This is a genomic window from Mucilaginibacter humi (assembly GCF_013087555.1).
This window is the reverse complement of record NZ_JABFCR010000017.1, coordinates 1-22,916: the sequence shown is the minus strand read 5'-3', so window position 1 is coordinate 22,916 and position 22,916 is coordinate 1. Positions and strand designations below refer to the sequence as shown.

At 45.7% G+C, this 22,916-nt stretch carries 34 protein-coding genes and 5 pseudogenes; 11 read left to right on the top strand and 28 right to left on the bottom strand.

All coding sequences use genetic code 11. The features are described from left to right. The first annotated feature begins 542 nt into the window (after nucleotides 1-542). Together HK413_RS05125 and HK413_RS05120 are read left to right on the top strand one after the other, a co-directional pair. Nucleotides 543-842 carry a type II toxin-antitoxin system TacA family antitoxin gene (locus HK413_RS05125; protein ID WP_175269375.1) on the top strand — a complete coding sequence of 100 codons (300 nt, stop codon included), beginning with the start codon at nucleotides 543-545 and terminating at the stop codon, nucleotides 840-842. Further along, nucleotides 817-1,323, top strand: coding sequence for a GNAT family N-acetyltransferase (locus tag HK413_RS05120; RefSeq protein WP_175269374.1), 507 nt, complete (start codon nucleotides 817-819; stop codon nucleotides 1,321-1,323). Before HK413_RS05125 ends, HK413_RS05120 begins: the two co-directional genes overlap by 26 nt. 302 nt (nucleotides 1,324-1,625) lie before the next feature. On the opposite strand, the gene HK413_RS16840 is transcribed toward HK413_RS05120, so the two are convergent. The 6 genes from HK413_RS16840 to HK413_RS20795 all read right to left on the bottom strand — a co-directional run bounded on the left by HK413_RS16840 (nucleotide 1,626) and on the right by HK413_RS20795 (nucleotide 5,723). Continuing rightward, entirely contained in the window at nucleotides 1,626-1,898 is a 273-nt protein-coding gene (locus HK413_RS16840; protein ID WP_246229823.1) for a single stranded DNA-binding domain-containing protein, read from the bottom strand. A gap of 274 nt (nucleotides 1,899-2,172) precedes the next feature. Then, nucleotides 2,173-2,619 carry a helix-hairpin-helix domain-containing protein gene (locus HK413_RS16835; RefSeq protein ID WP_246229821.1) on the bottom strand — a complete coding sequence of 149 codons (447 nt, stop codon included), beginning with the start codon at nucleotides 2,617-2,619 and terminating at the stop codon, nucleotides 2,173-2,175. Next, nucleotides 2,588-4,300 (bottom strand): DNA polymerase III subunit alpha, encoded by a 1,713-nt coding sequence (locus HK413_RS16830; RefSeq protein ID WP_246229820.1) that lies wholly within the window; start codon nucleotides 4,298-4,300, stop codon nucleotides 2,588-2,590. Before HK413_RS16830 ends, HK413_RS16835 begins: the two co-directional genes overlap by 32 nt. Then, entirely contained in the window at nucleotides 4,297-4,500 is a 204-nt protein-coding gene (locus HK413_RS16825) for a PHP domain-containing protein (RefSeq protein WP_317169306.1), read from the bottom strand. The genes HK413_RS16830 and HK413_RS16825 overlap by 4 nt, the downstream gene beginning before the upstream one ends. Nucleotides 4,501-4,566: 66 nt before the next feature. Continuing rightward, nucleotides 4,567-4,947 (bottom strand): DinB/UmuC family translesion DNA polymerase, encoded by a 381-nt coding sequence (locus tag HK413_RS16820; protein ID WP_317169308.1) that lies wholly within the window; start codon nucleotides 4,945-4,947, stop codon nucleotides 4,567-4,569. Further along, complete coding sequence (locus HK413_RS20795) at nucleotides 4,932-5,723, bottom strand: DNA polymerase Y family protein (protein WP_317169305.1); 792 nt, start codon at nucleotides 5,721-5,723, stop codon at nucleotides 4,932-4,934. Before HK413_RS20795 ends, HK413_RS16820 begins: the two co-directional genes overlap by 16 nt. Nucleotides 5,724-5,987: 264 nt before the next feature. On the opposite strand from HK413_RS20795, the gene HK413_RS05105 reads away from it, so the two are divergent. The 5 genes and pseudogenes from HK413_RS05105 to HK413_RS05090 all read left to right on the top strand — a co-directional run bounded on the left by HK413_RS05105 (nucleotide 5,988) and on the right by HK413_RS05090 (nucleotide 7,622). Next, the gene (locus tag HK413_RS05105) at nucleotides 5,988-6,287 is read left to right on the top strand and encodes a hypothetical protein (RefSeq protein ID WP_175269373.1); all 300 of its coding nucleotides are present in this window, start codon (nucleotides 5,988-5,990) and stop codon (nucleotides 6,285-6,287) included. Nucleotides 6,288-6,542: 255 nt separating this feature from the next. Continuing rightward, nucleotides 6,543-6,674, top strand: coding sequence for a hypothetical protein (locus HK413_RS21990; protein WP_262886795.1), 132 nt, complete (start codon nucleotides 6,543-6,545; stop codon nucleotides 6,672-6,674). Continuing rightward, nucleotides 6,641-6,823, top strand: a pseudogene (locus HK413_RS21985) (hypothetical protein); the annotation flags it as partial. The gene HK413_RS21990 and the pseudogene HK413_RS21985, both read left to right, overlap by 34 nt. A 36-nt stretch (nucleotides 6,824-6,859) precedes the next feature. Then, nucleotides 6,860-7,093 carry a hypothetical protein gene (locus HK413_RS16810; RefSeq protein ID WP_246229818.1) on the top strand — a complete coding sequence of 78 codons (234 nt, stop codon included), beginning with the start codon at nucleotides 6,860-6,862 and terminating at the stop codon, nucleotides 7,091-7,093. 139 nt (nucleotides 7,094-7,232) lie between these two features. Then, nucleotides 7,233-7,622: an anti-sigma regulatory factor gene (locus HK413_RS05090; RefSeq protein WP_175269372.1), complete on the top strand. Its 390-nt coding sequence runs from the start codon at nucleotides 7,233-7,235 to the stop codon at nucleotides 7,620-7,622. Nucleotides 7,623-7,812: 190 nt separating this feature from the next. On the opposite strand, the gene HK413_RS05085 is transcribed toward HK413_RS05090, so the two are convergent. The 22 genes and pseudogenes from HK413_RS05085 to HK413_RS19360 form a co-directional block, all read right to left on the bottom strand. Next, nucleotides 7,813-8,142: a hypothetical protein gene (locus tag HK413_RS05085; protein WP_175269371.1), complete on the bottom strand. Its 330-nt coding sequence runs from the start codon at nucleotides 8,140-8,142 to the stop codon at nucleotides 7,813-7,815. A gap of 343 nt (nucleotides 8,143-8,485) precedes the next feature. Then, a complete protein-coding gene (locus tag HK413_RS05080; protein WP_175269370.1) occupies nucleotides 8,486-9,091 on the bottom strand; it encodes a DUF4138 domain-containing protein in 606 nt (201 codons plus the stop codon). Nucleotides 9,092-9,093: 2 nt separating this feature from the next. Next, the gene (locus tag HK413_RS05075; protein ID WP_175269369.1) at nucleotides 9,094-9,312 is read right to left on the bottom strand and encodes a hypothetical protein; all 219 of its coding nucleotides are present in this window, start codon (nucleotides 9,310-9,312) and stop codon (nucleotides 9,094-9,096) included. A 9-nt stretch (nucleotides 9,313-9,321) separates the two neighbouring features. Beyond that, on the bottom strand, nucleotides 9,322-9,717 hold the full coding sequence (traM, locus tag HK413_RS05070; protein ID WP_217452087.1) for a conjugative transposon protein TraM: 396 nt from the start codon (nucleotides 9,715-9,717) through the stop codon (nucleotides 9,322-9,324). Nucleotides 9,718-9,742: 25 nt separating this feature from the next. Continuing rightward, nucleotides 9,743-10,597, bottom strand: coding sequence for a hypothetical protein (locus HK413_RS05065; RefSeq protein WP_175269367.1), 855 nt, complete (start codon nucleotides 10,595-10,597; stop codon nucleotides 9,743-9,745). A 2-nt stretch (nucleotides 10,598-10,599) separates the two neighbouring features. Further along, nucleotides 10,600-10,929 carry a hypothetical protein gene (locus HK413_RS05060; RefSeq protein WP_175269366.1) on the bottom strand — a complete coding sequence of 110 codons (330 nt, stop codon included), beginning with the start codon at nucleotides 10,927-10,929 and terminating at the stop codon, nucleotides 10,600-10,602. A gap of 5 nt (nucleotides 10,930-10,934) precedes the next feature. Continuing rightward, nucleotides 10,935-11,547 (bottom strand): annotated as a pseudogene (gene traK, locus HK413_RS05055) (conjugative transposon protein TraK). A 24-nt stretch (nucleotides 11,548-11,571) separates the two neighbouring features. After that, complete coding sequence (locus tag HK413_RS20785) at nucleotides 11,572-11,868, bottom strand: hypothetical protein (protein ID WP_317169304.1); 297 nt, start codon at nucleotides 11,866-11,868, stop codon at nucleotides 11,572-11,574. Continuing rightward, nucleotides 11,865-12,137 carry a hypothetical protein gene (locus tag HK413_RS20780; RefSeq protein ID WP_317169303.1) on the bottom strand — a complete coding sequence of 91 codons (273 nt, stop codon included), beginning with the start codon at nucleotides 12,135-12,137 and terminating at the stop codon, nucleotides 11,865-11,867. The genes HK413_RS20785 and HK413_RS20780 overlap by 4 nt, the downstream gene beginning before the upstream one ends. Nucleotides 12,138-12,255: 118 nt before the next feature. Beyond that, the gene (locus HK413_RS20775) at nucleotides 12,256-13,434 is read right to left on the bottom strand and encodes a hypothetical protein (RefSeq protein WP_317169302.1); all 1,179 of its coding nucleotides are present in this window, start codon (nucleotides 13,432-13,434) and stop codon (nucleotides 12,256-12,258) included. 7 nt (nucleotides 13,435-13,441) lie between these two features. Then, nucleotides 13,442-14,137: a hypothetical protein gene (locus HK413_RS05040; RefSeq protein ID WP_175269365.1), complete on the bottom strand. Its 696-nt coding sequence runs from the start codon at nucleotides 14,135-14,137 to the stop codon at nucleotides 13,442-13,444. Further along, on the bottom strand, nucleotides 14,134-14,331 hold the full coding sequence (locus HK413_RS20770; protein WP_317169301.1) for a hypothetical protein: 198 nt from the start codon (nucleotides 14,329-14,331) through the stop codon (nucleotides 14,134-14,136). Before HK413_RS20770 ends, HK413_RS05040 begins: the two co-directional genes overlap by 4 nt. After that, on the bottom strand, nucleotides 14,319-14,816 hold the full coding sequence (locus HK413_RS05035; protein WP_317169300.1) for a hypothetical protein: 498 nt from the start codon (nucleotides 14,814-14,816) through the stop codon (nucleotides 14,319-14,321). The genes HK413_RS20770 and HK413_RS05035 overlap by 13 nt, the downstream gene beginning before the upstream one ends. A 160-nt stretch (nucleotides 14,817-14,976) precedes the next feature. Next, nucleotides 14,977-15,234, bottom strand: coding sequence for a hypothetical protein (locus HK413_RS05030; protein ID WP_175269364.1), 258 nt, complete (start codon nucleotides 15,232-15,234; stop codon nucleotides 14,977-14,979). A 15-nt stretch (nucleotides 15,235-15,249) separates the two neighbouring features. Continuing rightward, nucleotides 15,250-17,735 (bottom strand): annotated as a pseudogene (locus HK413_RS05025) (TraG family conjugative transposon ATPase). 2 nt (nucleotides 17,736-17,737) lie between these two features. Beyond that, a complete protein-coding gene (locus tag HK413_RS05020; protein WP_175269398.1) occupies nucleotides 17,738-18,052 on the bottom strand; it encodes a DUF4133 domain-containing protein in 315 nt (104 codons plus the stop codon). A 12-nt stretch (nucleotides 18,053-18,064) separates the two neighbouring features. Beyond that, nucleotides 18,065-18,300 (bottom strand): annotated as a pseudogene (locus tag HK413_RS05015) (DUF4134 domain-containing protein); the annotation flags it as partial. A gap of 140 nt (nucleotides 18,301-18,440) precedes the next feature. Then, a complete protein-coding gene (locus tag HK413_RS05010) occupies nucleotides 18,441-18,797 on the bottom strand; it encodes a hypothetical protein (RefSeq protein ID WP_175269363.1) in 357 nt (118 codons plus the stop codon). A gap of 278 nt (nucleotides 18,798-19,075) precedes the next feature. Then, nucleotides 19,076-19,713, bottom strand: a pseudogene (locus tag HK413_RS05000) (RteC domain-containing protein). Beyond that, complete coding sequence (locus HK413_RS19370) at nucleotides 19,692-19,823, bottom strand: hypothetical protein (RefSeq protein WP_262886794.1); 132 nt, start codon at nucleotides 19,821-19,823, stop codon at nucleotides 19,692-19,694. Before HK413_RS19370 ends, HK413_RS05000 begins: the two are co-directional and overlap by 22 nt. 221 nt (nucleotides 19,824-20,044) lie before the next feature. After that, nucleotides 20,045-20,443 (bottom strand): aminotransferase class I/II-fold pyridoxal phosphate-dependent enzyme, encoded by a 399-nt coding sequence (locus HK413_RS19365; protein ID WP_317169299.1) that lies wholly within the window; start codon nucleotides 20,441-20,443, stop codon nucleotides 20,045-20,047. Nucleotides 20,444-20,468: 25 nt separating this feature from the next. Then, the gene (locus HK413_RS19360; protein WP_317169298.1) at nucleotides 20,469-20,990 is read right to left on the bottom strand and encodes an aminotransferase class I/II-fold pyridoxal phosphate-dependent enzyme; all 522 of its coding nucleotides are present in this window, start codon (nucleotides 20,988-20,990) and stop codon (nucleotides 20,469-20,471) included. Nucleotides 20,991-21,459: 469 nt separating this feature from the next. Here HK413_RS19360 and HK413_RS04990 point away from each other — a divergent pair, with 469 nt between their 5' ends. The 4 genes from HK413_RS04990 (at nucleotide 21,460) to HK413_RS04985 (ending at nucleotide 22,812) form a co-directional block, all read left to right on the top strand. Next, a complete protein-coding gene (locus tag HK413_RS04990; RefSeq protein WP_175269362.1) occupies nucleotides 21,460-21,732 on the top strand; it encodes a cyclic nucleotide-binding domain-containing protein in 273 nt (90 codons plus the stop codon). 360 nt (nucleotides 21,733-22,092) lie between these two features. Next, entirely contained in the window at nucleotides 22,093-22,269 is a 177-nt protein-coding gene (locus HK413_RS14905) for a hypothetical protein (RefSeq protein ID WP_217452086.1), read from the top strand. A gap of 61 nt (nucleotides 22,270-22,330) precedes the next feature. Beyond that, nucleotides 22,331-22,510, top strand: coding sequence for a MauE/DoxX family redox-associated membrane protein (locus HK413_RS21980; RefSeq protein ID WP_394353134.1), 180 nt, complete (start codon nucleotides 22,331-22,333; stop codon nucleotides 22,508-22,510). 137 nt (nucleotides 22,511-22,647) lie between these two features. After that, nucleotides 22,648-22,812, top strand: coding sequence for a hypothetical protein (locus HK413_RS04985; RefSeq protein WP_175269361.1), 165 nt, complete (start codon nucleotides 22,648-22,650; stop codon nucleotides 22,810-22,812). Nucleotides 22,813-22,916 lie beyond the last annotated feature (104 nt).

The window sequence follows — 22,916 nt, the reverse complement described above, 5'->3', positions numbered from 1 at the left end:
CGGCGGGCTTTGCTGCAATTGAATTTGATCAGTTTTCCGGGGATTACAAGCATTTTTTGAGAACACGTATCCCAGAAAGCCGTGGCCAGAGGGGCAGCAGTTATCATAAAAATAAATTTGTTTTGTACGGTAATGTTCCGTACATTTGTATCGCTGAATACGAAATAGACAACGGGCTTTTTAGATGAAGCCGCTATCGAATCTTTTATGAATAGTAAAAGATTTTAAATTAAAAATTACGAAAAATTATCAAAGCAAGCAATCAAACAAAGGCATTACAACAAAAAGCAATTACATCAAGCGTTTAAAAAATCAAGATCAATAGCACAGAAAATCATTTAGATTAAAGCACAACAGGATCATTACAACAACAACTACGCATCAAATCAAGCAAGCAAAAAAATCAGGCCAATTCAAACCAAGCAAATTCAACAGATAATCAAAAATTAAAGACAAAAGCAATCAATCAAACTATAAATACTCAGAAAACAAGTAAGTTAAAGCATAATATATCAGAAGAAGGCAAAGAGAAAAATCACATTATGGCAACTACAGTTAACGATAGAATCGATGTTCGTATCAGCAAAGAACAGAAAGAGTTGTTTAAGTATGCGTCAGAACTGCGTGGTTTTAAAAGTTTAACAGAGTTTGTTGTTTTTTGCGTCAAATCCGAGGCAAATAAAATTATTAACGACAACAATACAATATTAAAGAGTATGGAAGATAAAAAGATCTTTTTTAATGCACTGTTAAATCCTCCTGTTCCTAACGACAAACTTAAAAAGGCTCAATTAACCTATAATAAGTTTGCTGAAAATGGAATTAACATTAGAAATACTTGATAAAACGCATATCAGAAGCGACTTCGATTGCGGACATCCTTCATTGGATAATTATATAAAGGTTCAGGCGAGCCAGGACGTAAAAAGAAACATTTCAGTCTGTTACATATTGAGTGACAACCCGGAAAAAGTGGTAGCAGGTTACTATACCCTTTCCAGTCATTCCATACCACTGGAGGATTTGCCGGAAGATTTGGCTAAAAAATTGCCTAAGTCTTACAAAGATGTTCCCGCAGCTTTATTGGGCAGGCTTGCAGTAAGCACGCCGTATAAAGGCAACGGGTTAGGTGAATTGTTATTGTTAGATGCCCTCAACCGTTGTGCGGACTTAGCTGACAGCATAGGCACACTTGCGGTAATCGTTGACCCGATAGATGAAAAGGCAGTTAGTTTTTATAAAGCTTACGGCTTTATCAATTTACCGGACAGTGAACGAATGTTCATTCCGATAAAAACTGTAAAAGCCTCAAAAGCCAGTTAGGATAAAACACAAAAAGGAAGCCCAAGGGCTTCCTTTTTGTGTTTAAAACCAATCAGCTAAAAAGGCTCTTTGCTTGTTTCCGCAACTCATTATTGATGATTAAGATATCCTCTTCCGTAAAATTAGAGTTCATCATTTGTTCAAATGTCCCTAACTTTTCTCTTTTTAAGTATCCTTTAAACAGACCATCGACAGAAACCATATAACATGGCCCTACCTCGCCCGGCATTTTTTCATGTCGAATTGTAATTCTGTCGGCTTATTTGAAATTTCACAGCTGATTTTGAATCTTTCCATAGTCTTTAATCAATAAGGGGATTGCCCAGAATAGGCAGTTTTGCAAATTTGAGGACTTCCGGGCTGGCAAACCCATATTCCTCGACCACCTTGCCATAGATCAGGTAACAGCCGGCACCGGTAAATGGGTATTCTTTGGTCGTATTGGGAAAATGCACGGTATCAAAGAAATTTCCTTCCACATCAAGGAAGGAACCAAACCACATCAGCTTTCCGGTTTTAGTGCGCACCGTCTTCTCGCAAACATACCAGCCGACCATTTTAACCTGCTGGCCCACATGGTTAATGAGATCGTTAGCATAAATTTCCCCCTATAATCGGTCTGCAACAAATCAAAACTGGTCATGCTTACCGGAAACCCTAAAAGTTCCAGTTCATGATAGGTGTTTTCCAGTTCCGTATTAACCAATACCGGGAGGCTGTAATTTTTGGCATCTACCGCAAAAAGTTCCACCTCATTCGTTACTTTGACTTTAGCGCCCATAAGTAAATGCACTTCCCACAGCAGCGACTTTTTACTTTTGCCGGTAAAACGCAGCGCGCCTACACGGATCAGGCTGATAGCCTGTTCCGTGCCGATCCCGGTTCTTTTAATGAGGTCTTCCGGCTTTGATAAGGGCCATTTTCGCGGCGTTCTTCCGGTATGCCGTTGATGTAGGTTTCATTTAAGCCATGGACACCGACAAAGCCTAAGTAAACGTCGATCCCGTGAATGTTCACGATGTTGTCACTATTGTTCACACAAGGCAGGTGTATTACCGCACCCGCCTTCTTCAATTCATGGAGATATAAAAAACGGGCATAAAAACCGCCGTAATTATTCAATACCGCGACCATAAACTCCCTCGGATAGTACGTTTTCAAAAACAAACTTTGATAACTTTCTACCGCAAAACTGGCCGAGTGTGCTTTGCTGAAGCTGTAGCCTGCAAAGGAAGATACCTGCCGCCAGACTTCGGCTACTACTTCATCCGGCCGGCCCAGTTTTTGCTTCTTCAAAAAAACGTTCGACGAGACGCTCGAACTCTTTTTTTGAACGATATTTTCCGCTCATTCCGCGTCTTAATATATCTGCATCGGTACCGTCCATCCCTGCAAAATGGATACATATTTTAATTACATCTTCCTGGTAAACCATTACGCCGTAGGTTTCCTCCAGCTGTTCTTTCATTACCGGATGCAGGTAGTTTACCGTGTCAGGTGCATGATGGTATTTAATATAAGTCCCCATCATTCCTGAACTGGCGACGCCAGGACGAATGATTGAACTTGCCGCTACTAAGGTGAGGTAGTTATCACAATTCAATTTTCTAATCAACTGTCGCATAGCAGGCGACTCAATATAAAAGCAACCAATCGTATCACCTGTTTTAAGCTGGCTATTGACTTTAGGATCGGTCATAAACCGCTTTACCTGGTGGATATCGATTTTACGTTGCTGATTTTCTTCGATCAGCTTTACGGCCATTTTAATATGCCCGATCCCGCGCTGGCTCAGGATATCATACTTATCGAAACCGATCTTTTCGGCCTCGTACATATCCCATTGGACGGTGGGCATACCTTTTGGAGGCATATCCAATGCTGTATAATAGGTTATTGGTTCCTCGGTGATCAAAACCCCGCCGGCGTGAATGGATCGCTGGTTAGGCATATTCGCCATACGTTCATAGATGGCGGTAATCTTTTTAAACGTTGGGTTGTTGCGGTTCGCAGCAGCCTGGCGCTGATCGGTAAAACTGTCGATCTCGGCTTTCGGCAAACCCATGACTTTACCGATTTCCCGGATGATGCTGCGGTCTTTGAAGGTAGACATCGTCCCGAGCAAGGCTGTATGTTGACTGCCGTACCGTTTGAAAATGTAATCCTGCACGTCTTCCCGTTCATCCCGGGAATAATCGATATCAAAATCCGGTGGGGAGGTACGCTGCGCATTCAGGAACCGCTCAAAATACAGATTAAGTTCAATCGGATCAACATCTGTGATCTTCAGGCAATAAGCCACAATACTATTGGCGCCGGAACCACGCCCTACATGATAATAGCCTTGTGATGAGGAATAGCGGATAATATCCCGGGTGATCAGGAAATAAGCGCAAAAATCCAGTTCATAAATTACTTTAAGCTCATGCTTAACCTTTTTTAGTGCTTCTTTATGGCTTTTTCCGTAACGGTATTCCAGACCGCTCATCGCCAGCTTCTCGAGCAGCTCCTTATCATTCTTTTTATTACCGGTGAATGTTCTTCGGTTCAGGTTAACCCGGCCCTTTGGGTAATCCATGATGCAGCGGTTCATGAGGTTACGGGTATTATCCAGTATAAAAGCATAACGCGCATATTTGGCTTCCAGCTGACCAGGCGGCAGAAATATGTCCGATGGCCTGCATTTATCCTCCGGTTTCACCATCGTCAAGACAACATTCAAATCGATACTGCGCAGATATTCATGTAAGCGGTATGCAATTTTGTCCAGCACGAATACCGGCTGTAATGCAACCAACTTAGCTTTTTGCAAACCCAGATCTTTGCCATAAAGCTTATTCAATTCATCAAAGCGGATACCCAGATATTCATTGACCTTTAGTTCTCCGGTAAAACCAAACGGATAGATCACAAAAGCATTTTTGAACACCGGCGCGGTATCGGGCAACGGCTTTTTTTCCGTGTTATGCTCACTCAAAACTCATTCAGTTCACGCATTCCCTCTTTATTTTGTGCGATACCGATATAAAGCAGGTTTTTATCCCGGCGAAACTCCAGTCCGGCAATGGGTTTAATCCCGCGTTCGTCACATTCCCGCATAAATTCCATGATGCCCGTAGAGTTATTGATATCGGTCAGCACCATTTGTGTAATGCCGCGCGCGGCCGCTTCCTCCACGAGACTTGGAATTGACATCGTACCATAACGAAGGCTGTATTGGGAATGGACGTTCAGGTACATGGCTTATAAATTTAGATCTATTGCCGAGGCCAACTTGATCGAACCAGGGCCAAAGCGGCGGCGTATTTTATCCATCGCCTGGCAAAGGCTGTATTGTTCTTCGGATTCGGAATAAAGATCGATCTGTTCAAAACCGCTGACCAGGCTCGAAAGGCGGACGCCGACCAAACGGATCAGCAAGCGTTTTTGATAGAGCTGCTTAAACAGTTCTTTGGTTTTGCTAATCAGCACACTGTCAAGCGCGGTGTAAGGTATTTTGGCCTGTTTGGTCACCGTCTCAAAGGTTGAATAACGAACCGTCACGGTAATACAGGCCGTTTGCTTTTTGTTTTGCCGTAATTCGAAGGCAAGATCCATGACCATTGAAGTCAGCAGGTGATTAATCGTTTCGACATCGATACTATCCTGGTTAAAAGTCGATTGCGTCCCGATCGTTTTGGCCTCCTGGTAAGGAATGACGGGTGAATCATCAATTCCTTTGGCTTTTGCAGCAGCCAGATACCATTCTTTCCCAAAATACTGGTCATGTATTCCGGGTGTACCTGAGCGAGTGTATGGATACGTTTAATACCCATATCGCTCAGCTTAATGAATGTTTTTTCCCCGAGGCCCGGTATTTTCCGGATGGATAAAGGATTCAGGAACGGCTGTACCCCAGGCTGCGCCACGCTGAGTTCTCCATTCGGTTTGCACTCGTTGGTTGCCATTTTTGAAACAGTCTTGTTCACTGACAAACCAAAAGATATCGGCAAGCCGGTTTCCCTGATCACTTTTGCCCGGATTTCCTTCGCGTATTTGAGTGTACCGTAATGCTTATCCATTCCGGTCATATCGATATAATGTTCGTCGATACTGGCTTTTTCCAATAACGGCACTTGTTCCTGAATGATCTCGGTGATCTCGTGGGATGCTTTTGAATATTCATCCATGTTGCCCCGTATCCAAATTCCGTGCGGACAAAGCCTGCGTGCCAAGCGCGCCGGCATTGCCGAATGTATCCCAAACTTACGGGCTTCATAGCTGCATGAGGCAACCACTCCACGGTCAGACAAACTGCCAATAATGACCGGCCGTCCCGCTAAACGTGGATCTTTACGGACCTCAACAGCTACAAAAAATGCATCCTGATCCATGTGGATTATTTGACGGTCGGCGCTCATATCTGTCTGCACTATTACATTTGTATAATTTAATTTCCGGTCAGCTTACGGTGTTTAGTTCCGTCGTGTCATCAACCGTAAGGGGAAACACTACAAAACTAATGCTAAAATTATTAGCATTTTGTAACTATTTGAATTTATTTTATTCTTCGTTTGTTTAAATGCTAAAACGCTGAAAACAAACGCGATTATTGCAAGGTTTAACGGGTAATGAAAAAGCGTGGGAAGGCCACTGCGGGACATTTGAAATATTAAACTACGTAAATGAGGGATATAGAGCCACCATTTGAGATCCGGTATAAAGGCAGCCTATCAAAAGTAACTGAAGCTGCGATCAAAAACCGGCGTGTTTTTCATATAAAGTTCAACGATGGAAACGCGCCGTTGACCATCACGGTTACACAGGATAAAAAAGAAGTCAAGTTCTGGACATCCATTCCGGAAGGCCGGCAGGAAGAGGCGGAAGAAGTTGGCAAGCTAATTGCCGTATATATCAGAGATAAAAAAATTAGGCCATATGTGTTATTACAACGGACAAAGAGTGACCCGAGCGGAGTATATTGAGTTGAAAGGCCTGAAAAACCGGTAAAAAACTATGATTTCCTAAATGTAGGGGTACATAATGGTTTTAACTATGCGCCCTGTGCGATATTAATCCCCACGGAAGACGGACGCGATTTCGATATCGTACAGGCCGAGTGGGGTTATGTTCCGGGTTATATCAAAACCCGTGCGGAAGCGAACATATTTCGTGCAAAGTATACCACGCTTAATTTCAAAGCCGAAAACCTTTTTGTCCGGGAAGACGGAAAACGTTCCATGTGGGCGGATGCCGCTGTAACCCGTCGCTGCTTAGTGCTGTCTACCGGGCTGGTTGAATCACGTCATATTCCGAAGATCGGAAAGAAAGGACAGGAATTGAAAGAGATGATCAAATACCCTTACCAGTAGGCGTTAAAGGACAGGAATATTTCTGGTTCCCCGGTCTTTACAATGAATGGTTTGACCCTGAAACCGGTAAATGGGTAACTACCGTCGCTTTTGGTGTTACACAAGCCAACGAAGTAATGAAGCAAATCCATAATTCTAAACTTCGCATGCCCAGTATTTTAACGGATGACCTCGCCTGGGAATGGATGATGACCCAACCGACCGAGGGAAAACTCACCCCCGCTAATGAGGCAAGGCTTTCCGAAATCGCCCTAACGCAGATACCATCGCGGTTGTTGGAAACCTGCACCATTGATAAGGATTACCGGCTTAGTGGTGAAGCGAAACCTGCGGATTACCCTGAACTCGCACCGCTTGACATGACATTTATAGATACCGAACAATTAGCATTTGATAACTGGCGTTTGCAGACGGTTTAACATTAGTTAATGACGCCATATTACCCCCTAAAAAACAATAACTTCCAGAAAACACAGAGCGGCCTCGGTAGAGCTGTATTGGGATTAATTTGCGAGGAGGTACCAACAGAATCAATAAACATGCAATTAAAACAGTCACGTGGCCATATTCGATATTAGAGAAAAGAATGACTTTAACGCGATATTTTATCATATTAAAGACCTTTCAGATCAGGCAAATATGAGTGTTGTGAAACAGACGCAATTGATTACGGCAGTTTGTGAGTTGATGTCGAATGCATTGAATTATGCAGGTCATGGCCAGGTAGATGTCTATCAAAATAAGATTACTGAAAAACAAGGAGTTACGGTTGTTATAACAGATACCGGACCAGGAATAGCTGATTTACCACTGGCTATGAAAGACGGGTTTTCTACCAAAAACACACTCGGAATAGGCCTACCTGGTGCCAAAAGACTCGCAGATGAATTTTGGATCGAATCTGTTATAAATCAGGGAACTTGTATCCGTATCACGAAATATGTCTGATAATCATTACAATAATTTAAAAAGGCGTTACCAACCGGTAACGCCTTTTCCGTGGCCTAATCATTACACATGAACTTTGGCTTTACGGGATTGCTTTTTTCAGGAGCATCCTCCGGCTTCTGCTCGCGTTGTTTTAAGGCTTTTCCGGTCTTTTGCCCCGGTTCCAGCAGCTCTTCCCGTTTGATCTTTTTCAGCTGATGATCGTATAGGTCAACCGTTTTAAACTGCGGGTTAGCCGCAATAAAATACTTTTTATCGCCGTCGGGACCAGCAACCGTAATTTGCTGGGCGTTACCTTTTTCAGGGAATACATTAATTCCTCCCCGGCTTTGGGATCTTCCAGTTCCTTGATGCCTTTACCGGCAATCACCTTCTCCGTGTCATAACCATAATTTTCATGGTAATGCCTGATCTTTTTATTGCCGTTCTCGGTCAGGTTCTTATCGTCCGGGGTTAGCCAGGCACGGTATTTCTGGCCTTCCGGGTTATATAACTGTTTGTGCACCGCACGGCCCTCCATCAGGTTAAAAGCCTCTTTGGCAGTGACGCCGCTGCCCTTGTTGATATAGAAGGTCTGATCGATGTTTTTGCAGGGTCATCCTTATGATTGATCGTTGCATCGTATTTATTAAAGAAATACATATCCTGATTGTCACCGGCTTTGAAGTGAAGCGTATAGTCCACTGTTTTCTGGTTAAACTCATGTTGTAATGCTAAGTTGAACTCAGGTTTTTTAGCGGCAATGGCCTTATCCAGTTCAGCATTAAGCGTATCGCCAAACCCCGTGGTTTAGCAGGCTTTTTTCAAAAAATTCAGCATTTTGCGTGTTCATAATTTAATAATTAAATGAAATAAACGGTTAATTAAAATGTATTGGCAGCTATTGTATTGACCGGCTGCTGCTGAACCGGGTTGATCGTTTTTAAACCATCTAAGTCCTTTTGCCCGATTTGCAGGTAAATATTTCTGTTCCCGTTGCGTTCGTAGACTTCAATATTTAATACCTGATCTTCCGATAACGAGAACCGGCGAAAAGCAAATATTTGAGCGGTTTCGTTACTTTTAAGGATCGCGGTATGATTTTTTAGTGTCTGATAAAGCGGAACAATCTCTTGTTCATGGGTCGCCATCCGCGCTACGGTTTTCAGGTCGCGGATATAGAAACGAATAAAATCGACTTCATACGTCAGATTAGACTGGTTTCGAATGTCCAGCCTGAAAAATACTCTGTTACCCGCAAGCGAGAGCTTGTTTACCCGAGCCTTTACTCCGCCGGTTTTTTTACGGTCAACCACGTCCTTTCGCTTACCCGATGCGAGTTCACCGGCAATTTCGCGGTAGCTGTATTCCGGGGCGTTTACCGCGCCGACAACCGGCACCTTTTCGCCGATGTCCAGCCGTTTGCCGGCCCGCCCGTAGGAATAAGCAACCGGGATATGATAGATCGTAGCCGTACTGAGCTCCTGCACGTTTAAACGCGCCGGTTGAAAATCCGGCTGGTGGCTCTTAAAGCAATGATGCCATTTCCTTTTTGGACTACATCAAGATCAGCAGGTAATTTTCCGATGATCTTCACAGCTGAATTGAAAAATAAGGCCGTTGTCCTGTCCCGGCTGATATAAGCCGTATCCTGCGCAAAGGAAACTGTTCCCCGTGCGGCAAGAATTAAAATGATGCTTAGCTTTTTCATGATGATTTTTTAATTGTCACGGTCATTACTGTCCTTTAAAAGGACCTGATAGCCCGCTTTCACTTTGACTTTGATCTGTTTCACTTTATGATTAAAAAGTCCTTTGGCAGCTTCGACTCCGGCGCTTGCCGCCTGAGCTCCTACGGATTGGTCCATGGATAAAAGCTGCATGGATTGCACGGCATCGCCCACGCCGTTTTTCGCTGCATCCCTGCCGATAGAGCCAGGCACATATAAGCCTTCCATGCCGTCGAGGTCATACACTGAAAGCGACACGGGAAGTATGTTGTTGAGGTAGCGGATACTGGCGATCTTAATCTCCAGCCGTTCGTTATTTAAGGCGCAGGTACCATAAACAAAACTGCCTTTTGGAATCAGCTTGCCATTGATATAAACACCATCCAATAGCCGTAACTTGATCACGGCACCACTAACCAGGGGTCTGATCTTCGTGCACCACGGCCTGGATGGTATTTCCCGCTGTTTCCGTGGGTTTTGCCTGGTGTTTTCTGTTTTTACCATCACCCTTAGCTGAAGCGTAGCTGGCCCGGAAATTACCCGGCTGGGAATTTTCGTCGTCAGCTTCAGCGGCTGCCATTACGGGATACACCCGGCCATGATTTTTCAAAGACTGGCTTCGCAGCCTGCTGTTCGCATTGCCCGGATTTTGCAGGTCATTGATCTGTTGCAGCATTTGTGTCAGCTGCTTCATTTCAGGGTCGCTGTTACTGCCATTACTGTTCATCGCTTTCATCATCAGTTCCAGCCGTTTGACATCTGCGTTGGACTGCTGCGCAGCTGAACCGCCGCCATAGCTTGCCGGTTCGGGCTGACTGATCTGCTGGTTGATCGCGGCCAGTTTCGCCTGGATCTTCGCTTCGTTCACGTCGGCTGTTGTCGGGCCGCCGGTAAGGTTTGCGGTAGAGCGCTGCGTGATAGAATCCGGATGACCGGCTTTGGCGGCATCCAGCCCCATTGATCTTACGAAACTCTCACTCACGCCGCTCCCGGCAGTATGGGCAGAATCAGACTTAACGGTTTGGTAAACTCCCATCTTGTCCTGGCTCTTCTGGTCTTTGAACTGCGCCCGGGGCAAGGTTGCGTTTAAGCCCGGTGCCGTTGTTGTTTGCTGGGCAGAGGCGCTTTGTTTACCACCTCCCAAAGCCCAGAAGGCCATGGTTAAAAAAGGCAGGATGAGTAAGGGCATGATGAGTAAAAATTTGCGTTCCCGCAGGAATTCGGGCGTATGCTGCGGCAATTGCCCGGTTTTTAATGTAGCATTCATGATTACTTTCTTTTGGTTAATGAATCTGTTAATTGACGCTTGGATAGCTGCGGTTTAGGCGTATCGGAAGCCTGCCCGATATGGGCCGAGCTGTAGTTTTGCGATAATTTAGGAATGGTATAAGAAGGATAAAACAAACCGCCGATCAGGACGGCAGCTATTAAACTCCCGAAAATAATGACAACCCGTTTTTTTTGATTGATGGAAAAGGCGTTGAACCACCGGTTCAGCCTTCCTGAAATCTGCCGCTGAAACTTCACAATTTTCCGTGCCAATGAAGCGGCGAGCCTATCGTTGTCCGCACCGGACGTTTTATTTTTGAATAAGTTCATAGCCTTTAGTGTTGAATGGTGGTGTCGCGGTTAGCTAAGGTTTCCCAATGAAGGATCAAAAATCCATGCGGGTTATTATCCGACCGGGTTACATTGCGCAAATAGCCTTGCGTGATCAGGCTCCGGTTCACGGTTGAAGTGGAACGGATCAGCTTTTCGGTAGCATAGCATTTAAAGTAATAGGGATACTGGTTAATATCCAGCTGAATACTGTCAACCGTTACCTGCTGGCTGATATTTCCTGAGATCAGGTTGTTGTAATAACTTTTTTCCTTCAAGTCATTATACTGATTTTTGGCGCTCTCGTCGGCGAGGTATAATGCCTTGCCGATGTTGCCGTCAATTACCTTTTCGTCCGGATCCAGCGTAAAGAAATAATGATGGAACATCCGGATATGGTCCCCGGCTTCCACGGGGATGTTATCTTTCCGGTCTGCCGCAAAGGCTTCCAGCGCTTTGCCGTTCGCCGATATAAATATGGCTACCGGCGATATTAGCTGCCCGGTAGCTTTTATACAGCGCAAAGCAGGAAATAATGGTACAGGCCGTTATCAGTAAATAGCTAAAAAGCTTGATATGCCTGAACGCTGTTTCGATGTTTTTGAGATGTGTGAACATGATCTTAAGATTTAATATCAATAATTAAGCTTGTTGGGGATCGATTTTGGAGGCCCTTTGGTTATTCGGATTGCTGCCTTTATCCTCGAAATAAGGTTTGGATACGGCGCTGTCGGCCATGCTCTGGCTGGTATTTGACCGCTGATTTCCAAAGGCGTCGGCCACCATACTGCTGCCTGAACCAGCTGCACCAACTACGGACTGGCTGGTGCTGCTGACCATACTGTTCACCTTTTGGAGTAAGCCATTCCCGCCACCCGCGTTGACGATATAATTGGCGACGCTTGGCACGGTGAAATAGCCGATAATGCCAATGATCAAAAAATAAGGTAAGCCGTATCGGTTGAACTGAAGAAGGTATCGCCCGCGCTTTGCACCTGGCTGATGTCCAGTTTAAGCATATTTTCCTGCACCTTGCCGATGATCGCACCAAAGATATTTGCCACCGGCAGCCACAGAAAAACGTTGATGTATTTGGCCAGCCACACCGTCAGCGTGTGTTGAAAACCGTCAAATACCGCCAGCCAAAAACAATGGGCCCCAGTATAGCGAGGATGATCAGGTAGAAGGTGCGGATAGTATTGATACACAAAGCAGCCGCTTCATACAAGACCTGCAATATCTCCGACATCCACTGTTTGATCGAGTTACGAAAATTGTAGGAAGCCTTGGCCATTGCGAATTTCATGTCATTGCCAATGCCAGATATTATATTTTCATTTTTATGCTGTCGATCGTCCGGATGCGTGTACTTGTACCATTTATCGCGGTCCCCGGCACCATTATCGCCAACATACATCTGCCAGATTCTGTCTTCTCGACCGCTGCGTCTTTGGCTTTGAGCAAGGCTGCAATAGCGGCATCTGAATTCTGCACCATTCCGCCGGTGGCGGTAACGGTTGGCGACATGATCCCGTTGATGACGGCAATTACGGTCGGGAAAAGTAAGATGGCCAAACCTAAGCCAAACGGCCGCATAAGCGGATAAAAATCAATCGGTTCAGCGCTGGCGATCTGGCGCCATACCCGGCTGCCGATATACCATAATGCTCCAAATCCGGCGATGGCCCGGCCGACGCCGATCAACTGGCTGCACATCGGCAACATATCGTTATAGACGCTATTTAGCGTACCCTGCAAGCCCCGGATATCCGTTGCGAGTCCATCCGCTTTGGAAAATAATGGGAAAGCTATCCCCGTTACCGCAAAAATTGCGGTTAAAAAAATCTTCTTTTTCATCGTATTTGGGATTAGTTGTTTATGCCATAAAGCTGCCTGAGCGTTTGAGTGTCGCCTTTGTCCCCGGGTCCGCTGAATGCTCAGTAGAATACCCTGCCGGTTAAAATACCGGAGGAACTGGAGTTTATCCGAACTGCTCGCATAGATCCGGTCGATAGCCCGCAACCGTTCGTCATCGGTCATGCGCAACTTGCCGGCCGTCAGCACATTGGTCAGTTCGTCCAAATTTTGAAGGCTCTGGCTGATGAGCTGAGTGTAGACCTCACTCATATAACTTAACTCATTCGCATTGAAGGTGCCGCTTTGCCGGAACCGGGTATAAGCCGTTTTGTATTCGCTCACCAGACTCGCCTGCTGGGTTAGGATCTCGGCTACCCGTCCGTAATTCTTCACCGCCGGATTGATGGAAAACAAACCATTCAGGTAGACGCTGTGCAGATCAAAGTTACCTTTGGACAATTGAGAAATGCTGCCGTAACCCTGTTGATAAATCTGATACCCCGTTTTCATGTCACTCAAAATCCCTTTCAGCTGGGTAAGTTTTTCAATATCCAGTATCAATTGCTGCATTTCCTGTGCCTGTGCCCGGCTCTGTTGCGGTTTGATCAAACTGCCGGCAAGAACCACCGGAACACGATATATCTCCATTGCTTTTTCATCCTGTAATACTATTTAATGCTGAATAATTTCTTTTCTGTTGAAACATTGGAACGATCTTTCGCCCGCTGTACCGCGTAGACTTTGACCTGCCGGAAAATACCGAGGCAAACCAGTAATTACTTTGCATAGCTATATGGATAACCCCGATACGCCTGAACCTTTCCTCATCGCTCATTTGAAGTTTGTTATCCGCTACTACATTTTGCAAGTCCATTAGTTGCTCATCGCAATCCTGATACAGCGCATTTTTTACCTGTATGATATACTGCTGCTCGTCAGCCGTAAGATTGGCTGTTTTATCCGGGTTACCCATCCGGCTTAGAATATCCTTTTGCCATTGTAAAATGTCGCCGACCGCCTTGTTGTCTTTGATGGCCGGGTTAACCGTTTGCAGTTGCGTATAGTAAGTCCGGTGCAACGCGTTTTCTAATGATAATGATCCGGTAATTGAACCTAAACCATTGTGCGCGATGTTGTTCCCCGCCCGGTAATACGCTGCATACACCTGCAAAGCGGCGATCTGCTGCAACAGGTATTTCTTTTGCGTGCTTTTTTGCCGGAACCATTCGGCAAACGTTTGCGCTTTAACAGTCGTAGCGACTATAGAAGCTGCAAAAGTTAGCATGGTCAATGCAAGCAGTTTTTGCTTTTTTGCTTCGGATTTCCCGGGCCTGTCCTTTGATTTGATCAATTGATTCCATAAAGCTTTTTGATTGACTGGTTATCGCTTAAATCCTTACTCCGGGCGAGACTTAACTGAATCCCCCGGTTATTGAACTGGTGCAGGTCGTCATAATTCTCATCCAGACGGTCACTCGCTTTGTTAATTAACTCCGTGCGCTGCTCGTCGGTCATCTGCGTTTTAGCAGGGCTTACCACCAGCATGATCTCATCCGGTTTTTAACGCTGGCATCCAAAATCCCGGCGTAAACCTGCTGCATATAATTCAACTCCTGCGGGTTGAAATGGCTGTCCTGCCTGAACAAAGTCCAGGCGCGTTTATATTCACTGACCAAAGCAGCCTGTTTAAGCGTGATCTCTTTGATCCGCTGATAATTGGCGATGATCGATTTGATCTTCCCTAATTCCATATAGTAGTTGCTGTACAAAGTCCTTTGCTGTGCTGTCCAGCCGGATATCTCCGTCAGCCGGGTCTTTGACATCTCGTTTTCGATCACTTTTTGAGCGTTTTGCAACCAGATCGTTTTGTTCTGCATCCGCTGCACTTTCAGATCAATAGCTTTGATCACCTTGGTGACGGTAAGCTTGATGACCTCGCCAATCACGAACTGCGCCCTAACCTGTTTTACCGGAGCGGCGATGATGACGAAGCTGATCAGCAATACCCAATAGATCCTGTAATTTTTCATAAAATCCCCTTTCCTTCAAAGCGAACATTCCGCCTCTAAATTCCCTACTTAATCTTCCTGTACTTTGAGCCGAATTGTAAGGCCGACTCTTCCGGTAGCCAGTATATTTGCCGTCCGAATGCTGTTTCCTGTAAAACCATTTTTTTAGCGTCATAGGAAGCTATCCATTCCTCCTGTTTGTATTCTCTCGGCAGTAATTTGCCGTCCCTAAGCCGGTTGAAACCGAAGTTCTTTTTATTTGGTACATGCCTTCACCCGACCCGAAAACAGAAATGATCAGGGTATCGTCGGAAGTACCATATTCATCTTTAAGACTGGTGACATAAGTGCCTGTGAACCGTTGTTCATTTTGTCTGCCACATCCGCTGATCACGACCAACGCTATGGGTATGATCTTAAATAATCTTGAAATTTTCATGATATTGAGTTTATGTTAAGCTGCTTTTTCTAATTCTTCCCTGACAATAGCCGCGATGGCCAGCCGGACACTGCCGAGTTTTTTGGTATAGGCCTGAACTTTCGCTTTTTCAGCTGACTCCGTGGTGTAGGTCCAGTATTCTTCCCGGCTCACTTCGGTACGGTAAACTTTGGAGAGCTGCCCGTTCAGGCTGATGAAAACTTCCTTGTATTTCAGGTTTTCATCGTTGTTGCGGTTCATGCTCATGATCAATGCCGTTTCCTTGTCGGTGATCCCCAACAGCTGCTGTATTTTTGGAAAATCGTTCTGGTACTTCCGCTGGTCCAGCAGGATCTTGCAGTCGCTGTTATTGATGATCGCCTGCTTGACCACCGGTGAACTGATGATGTCTTCGATGTCCTGGGTGACTACCAGCGCCTCACCGAAATATTTGCGGACCGTTTTGAAGAGGTACTTGATATATTCGGCCATGCCTTCCCCGGCAATCGCTTTCCGGCTTCCTCGATCAGGATCATTTTACGGGTGTCTTTACTGAGCTTGCGCATTTTGGAAACGAAGGTCTCCATGATGATCAGCGTAACGACGGGGAATAAAATCGGGTGATCCTTGATATTGTCCAGTTCGAAGACGATAAAGCGCCTTTGCAACAAGTCGAGATTTTCCACGGCATTCAGCAGGTAGGCATATTCACCACCCTTATAATAGGGCTTCAGTACAAACAGCATATTATCAATATCAAAACGGATATCTTTTACCTTCGACTGTTTCATCGTTTCATAAAAGTCACCGTTCAAAAATTCATAGAAGCTGTCGAAGCAGGGAAATATTCCCGGTTCTTTTTTCAGTTTCTCATAGTAATGATATAAAGCATCGGATATCGCTACGTATTCCGACCGCTGTACGCCTTCGTCTTCTTTTTTCCAAAGTGCGAGGATCATGGCTTTGATGCTTTCCTTTTTCTCCGTATCCAGATAATCTCCGTCCGGGATATAGAACGGATTGAAACTGATCGGCTCGTCTTCGGTATAAGTAAAATAATAGCCGCCGACAAATTCGCATAAGCCACGGTAACTATGGCCGACATCAACAATAACCACGTGAGCGCCCTGTTCAAAATAACTGCGCAGCATGTGATTGGTAAAAAAGATTTGCCGCTGCCGGAAGGACCTAAAATAAACTTATTGCGGTTTGTCGTAATCCCCACGGTCATCGGGTCATCGCTGATATCGACGTGTACCGGTTTCCCGGATAAGCGGTCACCCAAGCGGATTCCACAAGGGCTGATACTGGATTGGTAATTTGTTTCGTGTTCAGGAAACAGGTCGCCTGCTCGACAAACGTATCAAACGTATCATTCATCGGAAAGGCCGCTTCATTGCCCGGCAGACCTGCCCACCAGATCTGCGCCGCCCCATCTGTTTCCTGTTTAGGCTGCGCATCCAGTTGTGCCAGTGCCGAACTCACCCTGTTTTTCAGGTTCTTTAAATCCGCCGGATCATCCGTCCAGGCCAGTATATTAAAATGGGCCTTAACCGGCAGGCGTTGCTGGCTGATGGCTTCATTCAGGAAGTCTGGGTGGCATCCCGGCCGATGGCATTTTCCCGCGAATAGGCCGACAGCGATTGTAAGCGGAGCTTCTTTGCTTCCAGTTTCTTGATGGTTTGCTGACTGTCACCTATGAAAATATACTGATTGTAGATATGATTACATTTCAACAACGTACCAATGGGTGTTGCAAACCCGGTACTGAATTTTGTTTTATCTGTACTGTATTTGTCGTAAGTGATCCGTGGCCCGCAAAGCGGCGGCAGGTCTTCGGCATCGCTTAGGGTATACAACTGGCAATGACTGTCGCCGATCCTGATCTCGTCATGAATGTGGATGTCTTTCAGCACCGGGGCTTCTGCTTGATTCAGCAGGAAGCAATACTGTTCCAACACCCACGGCCGCTGTAAAGTCCCGGCAAGTTCATCATCATTCAGCACGGAAAGAGTAATCAATCCGCTATCCTCCAATACCCTTACAAACTGGCCCGCGCTATCCATAAAATCCCGGAAGAGCTCATCGCAGGTTGTTTGCGCCGGCACGATACGTTTACGCATCAGTGAGCTTACCGCGCTGGAATACTGTTTAAACTTAGCCGGTTTCTTGGTTAAATAAATGTGGCAATGATGATGCAGAAATGCGCGCTCATGAAAATAGCGTTCACTGGCATGGGCTAAAAATGTTTTAACCTGCTGGTGGCCGTCTTTAGCGAATACCGCTTCATACTGATCATTGACAAACCAATCCTGTTTATGAAAGACTGTGTTTTTGGGCAGCAGTTTCAATGCCTTGACGAGCACTTCATGAAAGGCAAGGTACTCGTCATTGGACAGCGTAAAAACTTCAGGCAGGATCACTTTGTAACCAATAGTCAGATCCCCCTGCGCCGAAACCATGGCGTCATGCTCAACCTTGTATACGGGGAACACTTGTTCTGCTTTGCTATAGGATGCCATATTTAATGTTTTAATCGTAAGAATAATTTGCGTGTGCTGAATTTCAAATGATTCGGCAGGTAACCCTTGGCCGCCTTTTTCATCAGTCCGTGTTCACCGTATTTGTGGTTGAGGCGAAATACCTGATAGAATAATCCGCTACCCGGGCTGATAATGATCAGGATGCAGGCCATGACCGGTACCCCAAGAATATACATGACGGCGAAGCTGATGAGCAGTAATACCAGGCCGGCCGCGAGGTAGCCGATATACTGTGCTTTTAACCCTTTAAATTCTATGGGTTTATTGATGCCTTTGTTGATCTGGTACAGTGCCATGGTCAAAACTTGTTAAACTCCGAAAAATGATTTCAAGACTGTTGCTACTACGACCCGAGGAAAATGCAGCTGCCAAACCAACTTGAAGCAATTTTACCGGTATCGTGTTCACCGTCATTCCATTTCTTAAATACCTTGATTGCGCCGACAAGTCCCATGATGGCACCTATCGCGTACATCAGGCTGGTGCCGGTAGAGAAATAGCTTTTCACACGGGTGGTAGCGGAAGTAATACCGGAATTGCCATCCACGGGCATAAAGCGTCAAACTGAACAACACCATGATCAGGGTGGTCACTAATTGTCTGAATAAGTTTCCTGTCCGTAGCAGGAAGTTTGATCTTTGAGCTTTCATAATGATTGAAATTTTATGGTTAATGAATATTTAGTTATGCGCGATTACTTTGCAAGTCAGCCAGCGTAACCGGAAATACTAACTTTTCTTTCGAGAGCGCGACTACGCGGTCAAAGACTGGGGCCAGATCTAAATCCGTATTAAACCGCTGGTAAGAACCGATCAGGATATGCAGCAGCGTCAAAAACTCCTGCTTATTGTCGATGTCTTTAAATGCTTCTACCAGCTCAGCCGTTTCCCGGATCAGGTCAACGGACGATCCATCAGCTGGCGGTGCCTGAGTTAAATCAGAGGACATAAATTCAGGATCATCGGGCACCGTTTCTGAAAACATAAGGTTCTGCGTATCGCTCACACTCACGCCGTTATCCGGCACGGCTTCACCCATCACGCTGAACGTAGAGGAGCTGATTCCTGAAACAAGTTCAGGCGCAGCCTGTTTACCTTTAAAAAAGCAGCGATTTCGGTCTGATAATAGCGAAGGACTACATACAGGTAGTAAGTGACGGTGAGTATAACAACGGCAGCAAGGTAGTGCTGCCGGGAAATTGAAGACAACATAAGCTTTAATTTAAAAACCACCGCACCATGCGGTAATTCTGAAAGCAAGGTTGGGGTACTTAAAATAAGTTTTTCATACCTATCACAGGAGGTAGGTGTTTTTTTCTATTATTTGAATTCCATGCGCTGCTGTACACGGAATTCCTTTTCAAAACCCTCCTCAATTTTTCGCAGCAAGGCCATTTTAAGTTTATCCAAAAAAACGGTCTTATCCTTTTTTCGGTTGGTTATGTCGGTATATTTATGGTAATAAGAACCCAGATCAATCTGAAAAGATCGCTGAAAAAATCGATCACCGGCCTTAGCGCGACCTGACCGTTATTAAATACCCCGAGCGCTACCAGCGCGTAGATAAGTTCGACCAGGTCCGTTTTGTTATACGTCCAGAGCAGTTCCGGGTCAATTTCGTTTTCTGTCCCAAGCGGTTGTTCGGTATCCAATCTCAGCAGTTCCATGTTGAGGTAATCACGGAATTTCTCATTGGCCATAAGCTTGGATAATTTATAATCATGCGTAGTAGAATACATTTCGTCCTCTTCAAAGTCTTCCAATTCGATATGCACGTCAAAATCGCCGCGCGTAAAATATTTCTGGTCCATATCCGATGTTCCCGCCCGGTAATATTGGTAAAATGATTGGTTGTGGTCAAAAAAGCGTTTCAGGTCTGCCAGTTCGTAGCTGATATATTCCCTGACCACGGCTTCGCCGCCAAAGGGCTTGTGCATCAGGTAATTATAGACATTGATGAAATAAATGTACTTGCTGTAAAATAGAGGCTTGATCTCTTTAAAAAGGTGATCTCTTCTTCGGTATTCTCGAAGGCGTAACTGGCGATGTAGTTCTTTAATTTCGCCATCGCTTTTTTACACTTTAATCGATTCTTTCAACTGATCCGTCTGCGAGCCGCCGTTCAGCGTGATTTCATTCAACTGATTCTCCATAGCAGCAGCAATCCGGTCGGCGAAATTTTTCATAGCGGATAGGTTTAGGCGTTAGTTATCTTAACTTTTTGATCGGCATCCGCGAAGGCATTCAGCACCTTGTCCAAATGCGCGCGGGTATGGGTGGCCATGACATTCATCCTGATCTGGCATTCTTGCGGGACACCGCCGGATACATGATCGGATTGGTATATACGCCGGCACGCAATAAAAGCTTGCCTGCTTCCAGTGTTTTCGGGATCTCGCCGACTTTTACCGGGATGACCGCTGAAGCTGTCGTGCCTACGTCGAAACCAAGACCGATCAGGCCATTTTTCAGGTAGGTGATATTTTCCCAAAGCCGGTCTTTCCACTGCGGCTCCTCGTCAACCAGTTCAATCGCCCGGATGATCCCGGTGATCGCCGGCGTGGCGGTGGTGGAGAACAGGTGCTGTTTGGATTGATATTTCAGGAAGTTGATGAGTTCCCGCGACCCGATGACATAGCCGCCGATATTGCCCAGCGCTTTACTGAATGTCCCGGTTATGATGTCCACCGGTCAAAGAGGTCGTACATTTCGATCACGCCCCGGCCGGTATCGCCAACCACGCCGATTCCGTGCGCGTCGTCCACAACAAGGTAGGCCCCATAATGATGAGTGATCTCGGCGATCCGGTCCAGCATGGCGATATCCCCGTCTGGCTGTAAACGCCATCAACGATAACAAATTTTGTCCGGTAGGCATCTTTCGCCTTGGCGGGATTTGTTCGGTGTTCGAGGTTATTGTGCAGGAACTGTTTGGTATTGGTCTTCAGGCAACCTTCATACACGCTGGCGTGTACGGCCATATCAATGATCGCCGAGGTCCTGTTCATGCAACAGGCATTGCAGGGTTGCACTATTCGCTGTATAGCCGGTGGTATACAGGATCGCCTCTGGCCGCGGTAAAAAGCTGCGATCTTCTTTTCCAGCATTTCATGATAGCTAAAATGACCGCCGATTGCCGGTGAAGCGCCTGAACCGGTCCCGAACTGCTCTATACCTTTTATCACCGCGGTTTTGATAGTCGGATGCTGGCTGAAACCGAGATAATCGTTTGACACCAGGCAGACCGACCTGGTCGGGGCCGTGTCGCCGGGGAGCATCAGGTCCATTTCCGGACCGACCGGACTACGGGATTCAATGCGATAGTTCAGGTGCCCGTTACTTTGGAGGAAATCAAGGTAGTACTGGAATTCTCCGGCGGTCTGAAAAGCATCTGGCCGGGTATATTTTCAAAATCCTTGAAGCTGGCTTTGGTAAGATCAATAAGCATAGGTGATAGATTTAGACTTTAAACCTAACCTATAAAAAATGCAAAAGTGGTGACATGCAAATTATTCTTAACAATTAAGAAATAATTATTTCATCTGCCTGATGTCACCACGACCGGAAATAAAACCACTTTAATTTGCCGAATTCGCTATTGCGGGGATTTAAACCTAATGAGGGAGGTCTGCCAAGCATCCGCAGTTGTCAATATATTAACTTAAAGTTATGGGCGCTGAATCGCTGATTTCCTATTTATCCACCATGGTCCGGCTTACCGAGAACTACCGGGAGGCCCTGCTGACTTCCGCTAAAAATGAGATCTACCAGCCACATCAGATCATCCATGCGGACGGTCAGCGCGAAAACAGGTTGTGGTTTCTCGAACAGGGGTTTGTCCGCAGCTATTATTTCGATCACACGGGCAGGGAACATACGCTGGCATTTTACGATAACAAAGAACTGGTTTTTCCTATGAAGGTTTCTGGAATGAACCTTCAGACCGCTACCTCGAAGCGTTACAACCGTCGGTATTAGTTTCCCTGACTTATACGGAACTCCGGGGAACACCTGCTGCTATTTAGTGAAGCTGTTGTCCTGAAGAATATTTTTGTGCGGCAATACGAACACCGGGAACGCTTCCGGAAAAGGTTACTGACACGGAAAGCCGACGAGCGTTACCGGCAAACAAGAAAACTTCAGCCGGAACTGTTCCGGAAAGCCTCTGTGCGGCTGATCGCCAGCTACCTGAATATGACCCGCGAAAACCTCAGCAGGTTGATGGCGAAGAACCTATAGTCTCTTCCAAAAATTGTAAAATTCTTCCCTAAAAGCGGTGATTTAGATCACACCCGTGTCCATGAGCTTCACTATAATTTTATCTCATCATTTACCATTATGAGATATAGCCCAATACTTACTATTGCAGCATCGTTGCTGATCTTTCTGTTCGTTTACGCCGCGCTTAGCAAATTGGCCGATTTTAGTCTTTTCAAGGCAGAACTGGCAAGGCAGGTATTGCCAGTACCAATGAAGGCCATATTGGCTGGACGCTGCCGGAAGCGGAATTGCTGACCGCCACCGCGCTTTATTTCAGGCCTACCCGTTATTGGGGTTCTGCCTTGCCTTTATCCTGATGGCGGCTTTTACCATTTATACCGGCTTTGGCCGTATTCCATTTTTCCCACTGGTTCCCTGCTCCTGCGGTGGAGTGGTCCGTAAAATGAGCTGGCGCTTGCATTTGGTGTTCAACGTTTTCTTTTTGCTGTTGAGTAGTTTGGGGATTTACACGGAGAGAAAGGCAAAGCGGCAATAAGCGATCTACCAGGCAATCATCGGGGACAAGGCATCTGGTGAATGCGCAGGAAAAGCCGAAACCTGTAAAGTGCAGGCAGTTAAATTGATCATCTTTAAAGTTTTTGGTGCTTTTTGATGTAACAAAGCACTTTTAAAATGAAAAGCTTTTTAATTCCTACAGCCGCAATCGTATTAGCAATTGCGGCAAGTGCATTTACCAATACCCATAAATACACTACTTACTTCTATCGTTATACTTCCAGTTCCGGCCCGGAGGAGCTGATATTCAAAATATCAGTAATTACGTTCGCCAGGATCTGACCTGCGAGGATAGCGCCAATGTCTGCGGCGTATATCTCCCAACTGATAAGCCAACCGGTCAACAACCGGTGGCCAGCGGAAATTTAATGCTGAACAATCCGCAT

What these genes read in the sequence shown, in the direction of transcription:
- HK413_RS05065 (WP_175269367.1), bottom strand. Translation starts at nt 10,597, where the DNA reads ATGAATGCTACATTAAAAACCGGGCAATTGCCGCAGCATACGCCCGAA.
- HK413_RS04990 (WP_175269362.1), top strand. Translation starts at nt 21,460, where the DNA reads ATGGTCCGGCTTACCGAGAACTACCGGGAGGCCCTGCTGACTTCCGCT.
- HK413_RS20775 (WP_317169302.1), bottom strand. Translation starts at nt 13,434, where the DNA reads ATGGAGATATATCGTGTTCCGGTGGTTCTTGCCGGCAGTTTGATCAAA.
- HK413_RS05020 (WP_175269398.1), bottom strand. Translation starts at nt 18,052, where the DNA reads ATGGCACTGTACCAGATCAACAAAGGCATCAATAAACCCATAGAATTT.
- HK413_RS20795 (WP_317169305.1), bottom strand. Translation starts at nt 5,723, where the DNA reads ATGAGCGCCGACCGTCAAATAATCCACATGGATCAGGATGCATTTTTT.
- HK413_RS05085 (WP_175269371.1), bottom strand. Translation starts at nt 8,142, where the DNA reads ATGGAGGGCCGTGCGGTGCACAAACAGTTATATAACCCGGAAGGCCAG.
- HK413_RS19370 (WP_262886794.1), bottom strand. Translation starts at nt 19,823, where the DNA reads ATGGCGAAATTAAAGAACTACATCGCCAGTTACGCCTTCGAGAATACC.
- HK413_RS05125 (WP_175269375.1), top strand. Translation starts at nt 543, where the DNA reads ATGGCAACTACAGTTAACGATAGAATCGATGTTCGTATCAGCAAAGAA.
- HK413_RS05075 (WP_175269369.1), bottom strand. Translation starts at nt 9,312, where the DNA reads ATGAAAAAGCTAAGCATCATTTTAATTCTTGCCGCACGGGGAACAGTT.
- HK413_RS05105 (WP_175269373.1), top strand. Translation starts at nt 5,988, where the DNA reads ATGAGGGATATAGAGCCACCATTTGAGATCCGGTATAAAGGCAGCCTA.
- HK413_RS21990 (WP_262886795.1), top strand. Translation starts at nt 6,543, where the DNA reads ATGTGGGCGGATGCCGCTGTAACCCGTCGCTGCTTAGTGCTGTCTACC.
- HK413_RS05060 (WP_175269366.1), bottom strand. Translation starts at nt 10,929, where the DNA reads ATGAACTTATTCAAAAATAAAACGTCCGGTGCGGACAACGATAGGCTC.
- HK413_RS16810 (WP_246229818.1), top strand. Translation starts at nt 6,860, where the DNA reads ATGATGACCCAACCGACCGAGGGAAAACTCACCCCCGCTAATGAGGCA.
- HK413_RS05030 (WP_175269364.1), bottom strand. Translation starts at nt 15,234, where the DNA reads ATGAAAATTTCAAGATTATTTAAGATCATACCCATAGCGTTGGTCGTG.
- HK413_RS20770 (WP_317169301.1), bottom strand. Translation starts at nt 14,331, where the DNA reads ATGCTGGTGGTAAGCCCTGCTAAAACGCAGATGACCGACGAGCAGCGC.
- HK413_RS14905 (WP_217452086.1), top strand. Translation starts at nt 22,093, where the DNA reads ATGAGATATAGCCCAATACTTACTATTGCAGCATCGTTGCTGATCTTT.
- HK413_RS04985 (WP_175269361.1), top strand. Translation starts at nt 22,648, where the DNA reads ATGAAAAGCTTTTTAATTCCTACAGCCGCAATCGTATTAGCAATTGCG.
- HK413_RS05120 (WP_175269374.1), top strand. Translation starts at nt 817, where the DNA reads ATGGAATTAACATTAGAAATACTTGATAAAACGCATATCAGAAGCGAC.
- HK413_RS05035 (WP_317169300.1), bottom strand. Translation starts at nt 14,816, where the DNA reads ATGAAAAATTACAGGATCTATTGGGTATTGCTGATCAGCTTCGTCATC.
- HK413_RS21980 (WP_394353134.1), top strand. Translation starts at nt 22,331, where the DNA reads ATGGCGGCTTTTACCATTTATACCGGCTTTGGCCGTATTCCATTTTTC.